Source organism: Ruegeria arenilitoris (assembly GCF_013030985.1).
In the GTDB taxonomy this organism is placed as follows: Bacteria; Pseudomonadota; Alphaproteobacteria; order Rhodobacterales; family Rhodobacteraceae; genus Ruegeria; species Ruegeria arenilitoris_B.
In genome coordinates this window covers 90042-102952 of sequence record NZ_WPYP01000003.1, presented here as the reverse complement: position 1 = coordinate 102952, position 12911 = coordinate 90042, and the positions used below count along the sequence as shown (strand labels likewise).

Below are 12911 nucleotides of genomic sequence, written 5' to 3'. Positions count from 1 at the left end.
ACCGTTTGCGGACAAAGTACTGCTTGTTACCGAAAAGCAACTAGATCGGAGGGCCGCCGTAGAAGCAGCTCGCCAGCTGATGCATGCACGCCCTCAACTCACGGAGGCGGTCGCATGACTTACTGTTTCAATCCAAAGCTGTCGGACCTCCTCGTGGTGTCCTCGGTTCGGTATCGCCCCTGCGACGTCAACTCTGAGCGTATTCTGTTCGAAAACGCGGACCTGCCTGGCATTGTTGAGAGTTTCACCCACGAAGAACTTTCCGACCTGCTCAAGTCGCCGGACGTTGGGGGCCTTGGGAACTTCTAGTAGAGCAGCGAAACGACTTGATCAGTTTCGGGCCTTCGCCTCGAATCTTCGGGCAGTCGAGCGCACAAATGACGCCCCGTACGGCAGGTACGCTCGCTGGTACGTTTCAGCGAACCGTTCGCGAGCGCTTCTTCGATCAGGCACAGATGCCCGATCAAGACGCCGGCACCGGCTTTGGCCTCTTCCACGGCAAGGCTGTAGAGGGAAAACTTCGGACCGTGTATCGGATCGCTTGTGGGCGTGGATGTCGCCTTTGACCAAACGGCCCAGTCATCTGCCCATGTCTGGTCGTGGAGAAGCGTCGTTGTCTCGAAGTCTACGACCCGTTCAAGAAGCGCGGGTGCGCAGACCGGTGCAATCTCATCGGCACAAATTGGGACCTGATCGGGGGATCCATCGGGCACATCGAAGAAAATCGCCAAATCGAACAGTTCTCTCGACAGGCTCGGCGGGGTTTCCATGGCGGTGACCGAGAAGTTGATCATGGGCAATTGCGCTCTGACCTTGCTCAGTCTTTTCGGCAACCAAAGCTGAGCGACGGAAGGAAGGGCTGCGATGTGAAAATCCACGTCCGGACCAAGGTTGCGCAAGGCGCGCGTTGCATCCGCCAACGCGTCAAAGGCAGATGTGAACCTTGAGACCAGCGATGCTCCGGCCTTCGTCAACTCCACCCCTTGGGCGTTGCGGCGAAAGAGTGACATGCCTGCCCAATCTTCCAACGTCTTGATATGCTGAGAGATCGCGCCGGGAGTGACGCAAAGCTCATCCGCAGCCGCAACAAAACTCACATGCCGCGCAGCAGCTTCAAATGCCCGCATGGCGTTCAGCGGTGGGCCCTTCGGACGTTTGGGGACGATGCTCATTTCCTAGCCTTAGTTTTTCTACGTCCAGAAATAGCAAATCTGCTTTGCGCTGTCACGCTCAAGGCGCCAGATTGGTGCAAACAGGAGGATGGCGCATGACACTTGCACAACGAAACTGGGTTCCCGTAACGAGTGAAACTCTGATTCAGGACATTGCCACCAAGGCTGCGTCCACGTCCTCGGCCGATCTTCTGGCCCGGGTCCAGACACTCGCTGAGCGGAACCGTGTGATCCACGAGGAAGAATGCTTCAACCTCAATCCGGCGACCAATGTTATGAACCCCAAGGCAGAGGCGCTCTTGTCGTCAGGTATCGGATCGCGTCCGTCCTTGGGCTATCCCGGTGACAAGTATGAAATGGGATTGGAGGCGATCGAAGAGATCGAGGTTATCACCGCCCAGCTTTGCGCAGAGGTGTTCGATGCCAGTTTCGCAGAGGTCCGCGTGCCCTCTGGCGCGATTGCCAACCTGTATGGCTTCATGGCGACCTGCAAACCGGGTGACACGATTATCGCTCCGCCCGCGTCGATTGGCGGGCATGTGACGCACCATATCGCAGGCTGTGCGGGGTTTTATGGCCTGCGCACGGTCGAGGCTCCCGTAAACAAGGATGGCTACACGGTCGATCTAGATCAGCTTCGCGCATTGGCCCTGGCCGAACGACCCAAGCTGATCACCATCGGCGGCAGTCTGAACCTGTTTGAGCACCCCGTGGCCGACATTCGTACCATCGCGGACGAAGTCGGCGCTAAGGTCATGTTCGACGCTGCCCACCAATGCGGGATCATAGCCGGGCGGGCGTGGTCGAACCCGCTGAAGGAAGGCGCGCATTTCATGACGATGAGCACCTACAAAAGCCTTGGGGGACCGGCCGGGGGACTGATCGTCACCAATGATGCCGAGATCGCAAAGGCGCTGGATGCCATCGCGTTCCCCGGGATGACTGCCAACTTCGATGCTGCGAAGACGGCCGCTCTTGCGGTGACCATGTTGGATTGGAGGGACTTTGGGAAAGCCTATGCCAGGGGGATGATCGCAATGTCGCAAGCATTGGCGACCGCATTGGACACAGAGGGCGTTCCGGTCTTTGCTGGGGCCGAAGGCTTTACGAACTCCCACCAGTTCGCCGTATTGGCCGAACCCTTTGGAGGCGGTCAGGCGGCGTCGAAAAAGCTGCGCCCGAATGGGTTCCTTGCTTGCGGCATCGGACTGCCTTTGGCCGTGGTTGACGGCGATATGAACGGATTGCGCATTGGTACGCCAGAACTGGTCCGTTGGGGCATTACGACGGCCGATGCAGGTCAGCTTGCCGCGCTAATTAAACGCGGTCTCAACGGCGAAAATGTTGGAGAAGAGGTGGCGTCTTGGAGGCGAAACTTTGACACTCTCTGCTTTGTTCACTGAGACAGAAAGCGGACATTTGTGCATTCTTGGTGAACGTCAAGAAAGTCCGCAACGGAGCCATCTGCAAATTACAAAGTCAATGTCCGGTTTGCGCGGTGTGCGACCTGCTGCATGAACGAAAGGCTGCAATCGGATCAATGGCAGCTCTGGGCTCTTACCTCCCATTGATGCCCGCTGCGGAAAACGGCGGGAGAGAGCCCATAGTTCCGAATGCTGCACCTTGCACCAGTAGCTGCGAAGCGTTGATTGCTGACATTGGCGTTGGTCAGGACAGCCCCAAGCTGCCATTTGACCACATCGTCGGTGCTGCAGTGCAGCTTCGCTAACGCGGACATCGGACTTTCTGGCAAACAGTGTCGTGGATGTTCAGATAGTTGAGTTACCAGCCTTCTCGTTAACGATCTCGAGTATCCTGTTTCTTTGGATTTTCCCTGACGGCCCCTTAGGAAGATCAAGCAAGATATGAACTTCATCGGGCGATTTGAAACGGCCTAATTGGGCTTCGCAAATCTCGTAAAGTTCCATTGGCGTCAATTTCGAACCTTCGCGAATTTTAACTGCCGCCTCGACGGTTTCGCCGTAGCTGTGGCAGGGGCGGGCAAATGCCGCTGCTTCCACAACATCGGGGTGAGAGTAAAGTGCCTCGTCGATCTCTCGCGGGGCGATGTTCTCGCCGCCTTTGATGATCAATTCTTTCAGCCGGCCGGTGACGTATACATAACCGTCCTCATCCATGCGGGCGAGATCTCCGGTGCGCAACCAGCCTTCAGCGGTAAATGTATCAGCCGTCGCTTCGGGGTTCTTGAGGTACTCCACCATGACATTCGGCCCGCGTACGACCAACTCGCCTTCCGTTTCGCGCGGCACTGGTTGGCAATGCGCGTCAAAGATTGCCGCCTCATTCCCGAATGCAATACCCGGCGACCCAATTTTACGGATGCCCGGCGGCAATGGGTTGGACAATATCTGTGCAGCGGTTTCAGTAAGCCCCATAGTCTCAACGATCGGGATTTGAAACCGGTCTTCAAACGTACGCTGTACATCTGGTGCCAATGCGGAAGACGCAGAACGCCCGAACCGCACCCGCTGGCGGGTTTGGACGTCCGGTTTGGTATCGGACTGCAGCAGATGGGAAATTATGGTAGGCACGACCGAGAACCAAGTTGCTTCTACATTTCCCAAGTTTTCCCAGAACCGGCTGGCGGAGAACCGTTCGCTCACAGCTAGTGATCCACCCGCAACCAGCGTTCCCATGACCGTCACGCACAGCCCGTTGATGTGGTAGATCGGCAAAACGCAAAACCCGCGATCAGCCTCAGACAACTCGTGCGCAATTGTAGTCGTCCAGCCCCCTGCCAACAGGCTGGAATGCGTGTGGACCACGCCCTTGGGGCGCCCGGTAGTGCCGGACGTATACATCAATAGCGCATGACTGTCGGACGAGATGCTATGTAAGTTGTCGTCGGTATCGGTGGCATCCGCCGCGTGCAGCGGTGTGATCTTAGCGGGATCGGCGGTCCGATCGAATAACTCCGTTTGTCCGGGATGTACAAAGCTATAGCGTGCGCCACTGTGTTCCAGTGCGTAAGCTACGGCGCTGTCGCCCGCGACAAGGTTAATCATCGTCGCCCGGAATCCTCCGTAGAGAACGCCGAAAAGGACCTCAATCGCCTCCCGGCAATTGGGGTAGAGGATGGCGACGCTTTCTCCCTTTTCCACTCCCATACCAGTTAGCATGACTGCGATGTGGCGGGCTGTTTCGTGCAAGTCACCCCAGCGCAGGTCCGGCGCCCCGTCCGGGAAAACAAATCCGGTTCCTCCTTGGCTTGCTCTCTGAATCAACCAGTCGCGGACGGTTCCCTTGGGCGGTTCCATCATCGTCCAGTCTCCGACCAGTAGACGCCGAATATCTCGTCCAGCTCAGGTTCGCGCGGCGATGTTTCACGCACGATTTTAGTGGTTTGGATGAAATGTCGCCAGTGCAGGTTGGTGTCGATGGAATTCCCCCCCCAGCTGCCACAGCCCATCGAGAGGGAAAACGGCATTCCGTTAGTAAAGCTGCCACCGGTGGCAAAGGTATGCGCCTGATTTACGATCACCCGACAGGTGGGTAGGTCACGGCCCAATCCAACCGCACGGGTGTCGTCACCTGTATGTATGCCAACTGAATGCCCCGCCCCTTGATGCGCCAATATGCGGGTGGCGGTGGCCTTGGCCTCTTCGAAATCCGCCGCGCGATAGAGCGCCAACACCCGGCTAAGTTTCTCGCCTGACAACTGATGATCCCGGCCTATTCCGTCAGTTTCCACCGCTAGGAACTTGGTCCCCTCGGGTACTTTATCTGCCATCTCCAAGGCTTCGAGCATTTTGTCGGCGTCCTGTGCAATGACGGACCGGTTAAGATAACCGTCAGGCCACAGCCGTGCGACGATGTCATTTGCACCGGAAGACGGCACTAATGCACCGCCCTCGGCAGCCATCGCTGCGACAAAGGCATCATAGACCGCGTCCACTACGACCAGCGAATTCTCAGAAGAACACGAGGTCGCGTTGTCAAAACACTTTGACGCGGCAATCTTAGCCGCGGCGTCTTGCAGATCAGCAGTCTCATCCACAATCACCGTGACATTGCCAGCACCAACCGCCACAGCCGGCGTACCGCAGGACTGTGCGCGGTGGACGTTGTTTTGACTGCCGGTGCAGATCACCCGATCGACTGTTTCCATCAGTCGTTGTGTCTTGGCCTTTGATCCGGGCGCGGGGATCATCTGAACCAGATCGCGATCCAGTCCCAGCTTGTCGAATTCTGTGTGTATATAACCGATCAGCATCTCGCAGGATGCCACACCCTTGGGCGACGGTGCCACCACGATGGCATTTCCGCCTTTGAGTGCGTTGATGATGTTGTTCGCGGGCGTTGCGGCGGGGTTGGTCGACGGCACGACTGCGCCAATCACGCCGATAGGGCGCGCAATCTCGGTAATACCGGTGGTCGGGTCGTCGCTGATGATGCCGTGGGTGTTCACCTCAGCTATGTCACGCAATAGGCCAAGTGTCTTGCGATGGTTCTTTGTAATTTTGTCGGGCACATTGCCCAGACCGGTGGTCTCGACAGCAATCTCGGCCAGCGCCCGATTGCGCACAGGTTCCATGATGGCCCACCCCACTGCAATTGACGCTTTGTCATAAAGCGCCTGACTGCCACCAGCTTCGAAAGCCGCCTGAGCCTTACGCGCACGTGCTACGATTCGATCTAATTCAGCGATTTCAGGGGAAACCCCATCCTGAGCGTTCATCTTGGTCCTCGATTGGTTGTTTGGGGCGGACCTACTCCGCCCCGTAAAGAGCGATTGGATCAGAGACCGGCAAGCAATTCGTTCAAAGTCTGCTGGCGCTGCGCCCACATCTCGATCACTTCGTCGCGTGTCATGATGTGCATGGGCGAGCCGCCTGCTTCCATCTTCTTGGCTACGCGGTCGTTCGCGAACATCTCGGGCACGGTGGCGGCCAGTTTCTCGATCACTTCGGGAGGTGTTCCTTTGGGCACCATCACACCCCGGAAGTTGACTGACGAGTTATCCACGTCCAGCCCCTGTTCCTTCATCGTCGGTACGTCCGGCAGGAATGCGCTGCGCTCTAGGTCTGCAACGCCCAGGATTTTGACATTACCCGCCTCTTGCGCGCGGAACGCATCGGACAGGTTGTTGATGCCGCCCATGACTTCACCGGCGATCACGGCTTTCATGGCGGCTGCACCACCGCCTTTGGTCGGGATATAGGCCATCTTGGTCCCCGCTGCCTTGTCGATCTGTAGGGCCGCAATGTGGTGACCTACAAAAAGACCCGCGCCGGATACAGTAAGCTTGCCGGGGTTTTCCTTAGCAAAGGCAACGACATCCTCCATCGAGTTGAACTCACTGTCGGCACCAACCACAAACACAGCCGGATCTGCACCCCAGTTTGCGATGGGTTCAAAGCTGTCGGTCGAATATTCCACGCCACCCTTTATCGACTGGGCAATGAAATGCGGAACGTTATAGGCCGCCAGCGTATATCCGTCCGGATCAGCCTGTGTGGCGAACCAGTTCCAGCCAACGCGCCCACCGGCGCCGGGCTTGTTGATGATGGCGACGGGCATCCCCAACGCATCCTCATTCCCGGCGGTCATGGTCACAATCCGCGCCTGAAAATCCGTCGCGCCACCGGCACCATAGCTGACCATCAACATAAGCGGCCGTTCCGGATATTCCTCAGCCACAGCGGCACCGGTCAGGCTCATAAGGGCTAGTGCTGCCCCAGCAATCATTCGTTTCATTTGCGTTTCCTCCCAGATTAGGTTCAGCCACGTCGCTCGTGTGGTCAGAACAGAAATTCTTTTGGCGTGTAGACGTTCAGCAGCATGGCAAAGAGTCCGTACATCACCGCCACAAAGACCACCGTGATGATCACGCGTTTGATCCAGCTTTTGGCCTCGCTGTGCGGTGCAGGATCGTAGATCGACAGCAGGATGAAAAAGGCGATGGATGTTGCGGTGTAGAAACCCAGCGACTTGGCCGCCCAGAAAACATAGATCAATGTGATGATCAGACCGGGCAGCATGTTTATGAACATCGTGCGTGTCACGCCGTTTCCGACCTTGGACAATCCCATCACCGCTTTGCCGAATGTCCAGCCGGCCAGAACCACGAACACGGATGCGATAAGACGTGGGAACAGGAACGCCTCGGCCGGTTGCTGGGTATAACTGACCCATGTCACCCAGAGACCAACCGCAAAAACCAGACCCGACCCGAAAATGTGCTGCGAGCGGTTCATGCCTGCGCCTCCTCTTTGGTGGTGTAGCGACGGTTACGCAGTTCCATCCAGACCGAGTATGCGATCGAGGCCAGCACAACGGCGATCAACAGCAAGTTCAATCCGCCGGTCAGAAAGTACGACGCTTTGCCGACGGTGGCGTCGGCGATCATGCCGCCTTGGATAAAGTTCGCCTCGGCAATCGGTCCAAGGATAAGACCCAGAACCAGCGGCGCAGCAGAAAAGCCAAAACGTTCCAGAAAGAACATGCCAATACCAAGGCATGCCATGACATAGACATCACCCATCGAGCCCTGCACCGAATAGGCACCGAAGACCGACAAGGCCAAAACGATTGCGGCCATCACCGATTGCGGCACCTGCGCGACGCGCGCTGCAAGTCCAGCTACGTAAAGGCCGAAGATGCACATCAAAACTTGGCCGATCAGCATGGAATTGATGAAAGTCCAGGCTACATCGGGATGGTTATCGAACAGGTCAGAGCCCGGGAAGATCCCATGGATCAGCAATCCTCCCAACAGAACGGCGGCTGTTGGGCTGCCCGGGATTGAAAGCGTCAGCAACGGCACCAATGATGGGCCGACCATAGCGTTATTGGCGGATTCCGCGGCGATAACGCCTTCGGAATGACCAGTACCGAACTTTTCTTTTTCGGATGAAAACTTCTTGGTTTGATCATAGGCGACCAGCCCGGCGATCTGCCCACCCACACCCGGGATCAGGCCGATGATCGAACCGGTCATCGTACCAATGCTCAACGCCCGGGTTCGGCTAAACAGTTCCCGAAAGGCTGCAAGGATCGAATGGCGCTGAACTTCGATCACTTCAGCACCCTCCGTTTGGCGGCCCTTGGCAAACATTGTCAGCACCTGGGGAATTGCGAACAATCCGATCAGGGCGGCGATGATATTGATTCCTCCACCAAGTGCAGGATGAAAAATGAACCGCTGCGCACCCATGATGTCGTCGAATCCGATGGTGGCCAGCCACAACCCGATACACCCAGAAAGTAGCCCCTTGACGACCGAGGCGGAATCCAGCGTTCCGATTACAGTCACCCCTAGGATGGCAAGCCAGAATAAATGCGAGGGGCCAAATGCCAGCGCCCATTTGGCCAGAACCGGAGTCAGAAAGATCAACAGCAGCACGCCAAAGATGCCACCAACGGCAGAAGCCAAAAAGGACAGCTGCAATGCTCGCGCACCTTGACCTTGTTTGGCCATAGTGTGCCCGTCCAACGTCGTAGCGATATTGGCTGGCGCACCGGGGATCTTGAGCAGAATAGCACTGACGGCACCGCCGGCCACGGTCGAGGTGTAGGCTGCGCCCAGCAAGATCAACCCCTGAGCCGCTTCCAGTTGGAAAGTAAACGGTATCAGAAGGGCAACGGCCATTGTGGGCGAAAGCCCTGGCGTCGCACCCAAGATCAACCCACCAATCGTGCCACCAAGCAGCAGCAGAAACGACAGCGGCGTGAACACATCTCCGAAGTAATAAATGAATTCCATTCAGGGCCTCCCAACCCGTCGGTTCACACTTTTACTTTTGTTGACAAATCAGGGTAGGCGATGAAAATAGTATTGCAAATGTTTTCATAAATTCGACCGAACGGGAGAATATTATGGCCAGTTTTCAAAAGGGTAAGGTGGATATTGTGGCGGTCGCAAAGGCTGCAAAAGTGTCACCATCCACAGTTTCCCGCACATTCAATCACCCGGATCTGGTGAATCCTGCGACTCGCAAAAAGATCAACAGGGCAATTCAGAAATTGGGGTACATTCGCAACCGGGCAGCACAGACGATGCATGGCAAACGATCAGGCACCATCGGTTTAGTTGTGCCCACAATCAACCACGCCATTTTTGCCGAAGTGATACAAGCCTTTTCGGATTCAATCGGTAAAGCAGGGTTCAGTCTTTTGCTGGCATCGCATGGGTATGACCTTGACCGGGAATACGCGATGGTTCGAAAGCTGCTGGAGCATCGTGTGGACGGAGTGGCGCTGGTCGGATTGGAGCATTCCAACGCTACCGCCCGACTGATCGAGCAGCAGAAAATACCGGCGCTGGCAATTTGGAATTACTCGGAGGATTCTGCACTTCCATGCGTTGGGGCTGACAATCGGTTGGCCGGGCGTCTTGCGACAGAACATCTGCTGGCATTGGGGCACCGCGACATTGGGCTGATTTTCCCAAATACCACTGGCAATGACCGCGCGCAAAATCGGCTTTCTGCCGTACATGATGCACTTAACGAAATTGGCATTTCCGTTCCGAGTGAGCATGAGTCGGAAACCCCGTATAGTGTGTCTCAAGCCAAGCAAGCTGCCATTTCCCTATTGACTGAACGCTCTCGCCCGACCGCTCTGCTTTGTGGAAATGACGTCATTGCGCAGGGTGCATTGTTTGCAGCCCAGAGCCTTGGTTTGAGGGTTCCTGATGACTTGTCGATCATCGGTATCGGTGATTTTAAAGGTTCCGCAGACGTTGAACCGGGGCTTACCACCATCCGTATTCCTGCAGAAACCATCGGGAAGCTCGCTGGCGAGCGGTTTACAAACTACATTACATCAGACGACCCGGTACCCTTTAGAATCTGCTGCGAGTTGGAGCGCGTCGTTAGAGAAACAACAAGTCTTGCATCGACTTAACAGGCAACTAAGACATACGCATTCTCGCAAGGAATTTACGAGTTTTTGACGTCTGACTGAATGCAGAGACTAATTGCCTTGGTATACTAGGGTCAGGATTCATAACCAATAGGTGACGGTTGCTGCGAGGGCGATTGCGTAGAGGAAGACCTTGGGACAGCGATCAAAACGTGTGGCCACGCGTCTCCAATCCTTGAGCCTGCCAAACATAATCTCTATGCGGTTGCGTCGTTTGTAGCGGCGCTTGTCGTACTTCACGGCAGTCTTGCGTTGCTTTCGACTAGGTATACAGGCGCGTATCCCTTTGTCTTTCAACGCATCTCGGAACCAGTCGGCATCATAGCTACGATCCCCGAGCAGCCAGTCCACATTTGGAATACTGCTGAGCAGAGCCCGAGCACCAATGTAATCGCTCACTTGCCCCGCAGTGACAAAAAGGCTGAGCGGCCGCCCTTGGCTGGTCAAAAGGTGAGTTTCAGGGGTGTCGAGGCCAATTTCCCTGCACAATTGTATGAAGGCAAATTTGTTGTGAACCCGTTTCAGCAAGGCGAATTCTGGCGCGAACAGCTCGGCCTCCATGCGGTTCTGCGCCCACATCGCGCCCAGATGCAACGCTTCCTCGCAGGTGGGAATGACGAGTTCGATGTCTTTGGACGCAATGATCTCTGACAGCGCCGCACGGGCAGCTTGGGGCTCGGCCGCGAAGGTGGGAATGCAGTGATACCCGAGATCCAACCGGCTGGCGGCAGCAACCGGGTATTTCAGGTGATCAACCAGGGTCACCGGGTGGCCAGCCTGAACAAGCAATCGCGCCAGATGCAGCGCAACCGGCGCACGGGCACCCGAAATCAAAACCGGCATTGCTGATGCCATCACACCTTCACCGAAATGGCCGCCATGGACGGGGCCTCATTCATAGGATCAGTCGACCCAACCCCATATCCACAGAGTTTACAAGCGGGCATTGACGCAGGGCCGGGATGTATTGCGTGGGTCCCAGCTGTGCTCTCCCGCGCTGGTTCTCAAGGGGATAATTTGACAGAACACAAAGTCGATGTTTACCTGAGCGCAGCGCGATACAGGTAATCTGAATTTCCAAGGTTTATCAGCGTACTGAGACGTCTTTCGAGGCGGCGTTAAGACCAGACTTGCAACCTGGAGATTTTGAGATGGAATTGATCACAGAACAGCTTCGCGCCTTTCCAATCATGGCGTTGTTTCTTTGTCTGGGCCTGGGTTATGGCTTCGGCAAGTTCCGGGTCGGAAAATTCGAACTGGGCGGCATCGCCGGAACCCTGCTGGTGGCGGTCTTCGTGGGTCAGATCGGCGGCATCAACCTGAGCACCGATGTTCAGAACGTCTTTTTCTCGCTGTTCATCTTCATGGTCGGCTATAATGGCGGGCCGCAGTTCTTTGCGGCCTTGAACCGAACCGCCCTGACCAAGCTGCTGGCCGCATTCATGATGACCCTTTGGGGGCTGTTCTTTGTCATCGTCGTCGCTCGATTGGCCGGGCTGGACAAGGGGCTGGCGGCCGGACTGGCCGCAGGTGGACTAACGCAATCAGCCATAATCGGCACCGCAGGCAACGCCATCGACCTTCTGGGGCTGGCCGCGGATGAGGCGGAAAAGCTTAAGACCAACATCGCGGTGGGGTATTCGGTCACCTATATCTTTGGCTCGATCGGTCCGATCCTGGCCGTCAGCGTCATCCCGATCATCATGCGCGTCGACCTGCGGCAAGAGGCGATAAAACTGGCCCAGAAGCTCAGCGGTGGCGGCCGCAAGCTGGAGGAAGGCGAGTTCCTTCCGATGAACCGTTTTGATGCGCGCGCCTATCAGGTAAATGACGACGCCGCCATCGCGGGCCAGACGGTGAAAGCCATCGAAGGCGGATATGACGGCGACCTGATCGTCGAGAAGCTGCTACAGGACGGCGCCCCGGTCGATCCGACACCCGAGACGGTCGTCAGTGCGGGTGACGTAATCGTCGTGTCGGCGCTGGTTGCAACCCTGACACAGTTCGAGGGCACCGCAAGCGGTGAGATCGGAGAATACCCGCCCGAACTGACCGTTGTGGAAGAACGCCGCAACGTCGTCATCACCAACCGCAAGCTGGCGGGCAAGACCCTTTCAGAACTGCGCGAGGCACTGACAGCGGATCAGCGGCGCGGCGTCCATATCTCGAAGATCACGCGCATGGGGCATGACGTGCCTGTCCTGCACAACACCGAAATCCACGCGGGCGACGAGGTTTCAATCGTCGGCCACAAGGACGATCTGAACCGGGTGTCGAAAGTGGCGGGTTATGTGCCGCCCTCGGCCTCGGTCACGAACTTCATCGCACTGGGGATCGGCGTGGCGGTTGGTTACCTGATCGGGGAGATCAGCTTTGTCATCGCGGGCACCAAAGTGGCGCTGGGGTCCGGCCTTGGGTGCCTCGTGACCGGGCTGATCATCGGGTACCTGCGCATCCGGCGGCCCAAGATCGGCGGCATCAACCGGGGTGCTGCGAATTTCCTGCAAAGCTTTGGCCTTGCGGTGTTCGTCGGGGTCGTTGGCCTGAATGCGGGCAAGCCCGCGCTCGAGGCGATACAGCAATACGGCATTATACTGTTGCTGCTGGGCGTGGTCGTTACGCTGATGCCGATGATCGTTCAGTTCCCGATCAACTATTTCGTCCTGCGCATCAAAAACCCGGTCGAGGCCTGCGCGGTTGTCACCGGGTCACGCTCGGGCAATCCGGGCTTTGCGACGCTGTTGGAAAAGACCGGGAACGCGACCCCGACACCGGCCTTCACCATGACCTATGCGGTGGCGAACATCTTCCTGACCTTGTGGGGGCCGTTGGTGGTCGCCTTCGTGCCCTAGG

At 56.8% G+C, this 12911-nt stretch carries 10 protein-coding genes and 1 pseudogene; 4 read left to right on the top strand and 7 right to left on the bottom strand.

Annotation, left to right across the window (positions count from 1 at the left end; all coding sequences use genetic code 11):
- Window positions 1-114: 114 nt before the first annotated feature.
- On the top strand, window positions 115-309 hold the full coding sequence (locus GOX88_RS08360; protein ID WP_170400721.1) for a hypothetical protein: 195 nt from the start codon (window positions 115-117) through the stop codon (window positions 307-309).
- On the opposite strand, the gene GOX88_RS08355 is transcribed toward GOX88_RS08360, so the two are convergent.
- A complete protein-coding gene (locus GOX88_RS08355) occupies window positions 306-1127 on the bottom strand; it encodes a LysR family transcriptional regulator (protein ID WP_254443313.1) in 822 nt (273 codons plus the stop codon). The genes GOX88_RS08360 and GOX88_RS08355 overlap by 4 nt on opposite strands.
- A gap of 140 nt (window positions 1128-1267) precedes the next feature.
- Here GOX88_RS08355 and glyA point away from each other — a divergent pair, with 140 nt between their 5' ends.
- Complete coding sequence (gene glyA / locus GOX88_RS08350) at window positions 1268-2575, top strand: serine hydroxymethyltransferase (RefSeq protein WP_170400719.1); 1308 nt, start codon at window positions 1268-1270, stop codon at window positions 2573-2575.
- Window positions 2576-2941: 366 nt separating this feature from the next.
- Here glyA and GOX88_RS08345 read toward each other — a convergent pair whose 3' ends face one another.
- From GOX88_RS08345 to GOX88_RS08325, 5 genes are read right to left on the bottom strand one after another with little or no spacing between them, the layout of a single operon-like run.
- A complete protein-coding gene (locus GOX88_RS08345) occupies window positions 2942-4453 on the bottom strand; it encodes an AMP-binding protein (protein WP_170400718.1) in 1512 nt (503 codons plus the stop codon).
- Window positions 4450-5871 (bottom strand): acylating sulfoacetaldehyde dehydrogenase, encoded by a 1422-nt coding sequence (gene sauS / locus GOX88_RS08340; RefSeq protein ID WP_170400717.1) that lies wholly within the window; start codon window positions 5869-5871, stop codon window positions 4450-4452. The genes GOX88_RS08345 and sauS overlap by 4 nt, the downstream gene beginning before the upstream one ends.
- Window positions 5872-5930: 59 nt before the next feature.
- Complete coding sequence (locus tag GOX88_RS08335; protein ID WP_170400716.1) at window positions 5931-6890, bottom strand: Bug family tripartite tricarboxylate transporter substrate binding protein; 960 nt, start codon at window positions 6888-6890, stop codon at window positions 5931-5933.
- Between the two features lie 44 nt (window positions 6891-6934).
- On the bottom strand, window positions 6935-7390 hold the full coding sequence (locus tag GOX88_RS08330; RefSeq protein WP_170400715.1) for a tripartite tricarboxylate transporter TctB family protein: 456 nt from the start codon (window positions 7388-7390) through the stop codon (window positions 6935-6937).
- On the bottom strand, window positions 7387-8898 hold the full coding sequence (locus GOX88_RS08325) for a tripartite tricarboxylate transporter permease (protein WP_170400714.1): 1512 nt from the start codon (window positions 8896-8898) through the stop codon (window positions 7387-7389). The genes GOX88_RS08330 and GOX88_RS08325 overlap by 4 nt, the downstream gene beginning before the upstream one ends.
- 113 nt (window positions 8899-9011) lie before the next feature.
- On the opposite strand from GOX88_RS08325, the gene GOX88_RS08320 reads away from it, so the two are divergent.
- The gene (locus tag GOX88_RS08320) at window positions 9012-10040 is read left to right on the top strand and encodes a LacI family DNA-binding transcriptional regulator (protein ID WP_170400713.1); all 1029 of its coding nucleotides are present in this window, start codon (window positions 9012-9014) and stop codon (window positions 10038-10040) included.
- A 99-nt stretch (window positions 10041-10139) separates the two neighbouring features.
- On the opposite strand, the pseudogene GOX88_RS08315 reads toward GOX88_RS08320, so the two are convergent.
- A pseudogene (locus GOX88_RS08315) lies at window positions 10140-10502 on the bottom strand (IS5 family transposase); the annotation flags it as partial.
- A gap of 707 nt (window positions 10503-11209) precedes the next feature.
- On the opposite strand from GOX88_RS08315, the gene aspT reads away from it, so the two are divergent.
- Window positions 11210-12910: an aspartate-alanine antiporter gene (aspT, locus tag GOX88_RS08310; protein ID WP_170400712.1), complete on the top strand. Its 1701-nt coding sequence runs from the start codon at window positions 11210-11212 to the stop codon at window positions 12908-12910.
- The last annotated feature ends 1 nt before the right edge of the window (window position 12911 follow it).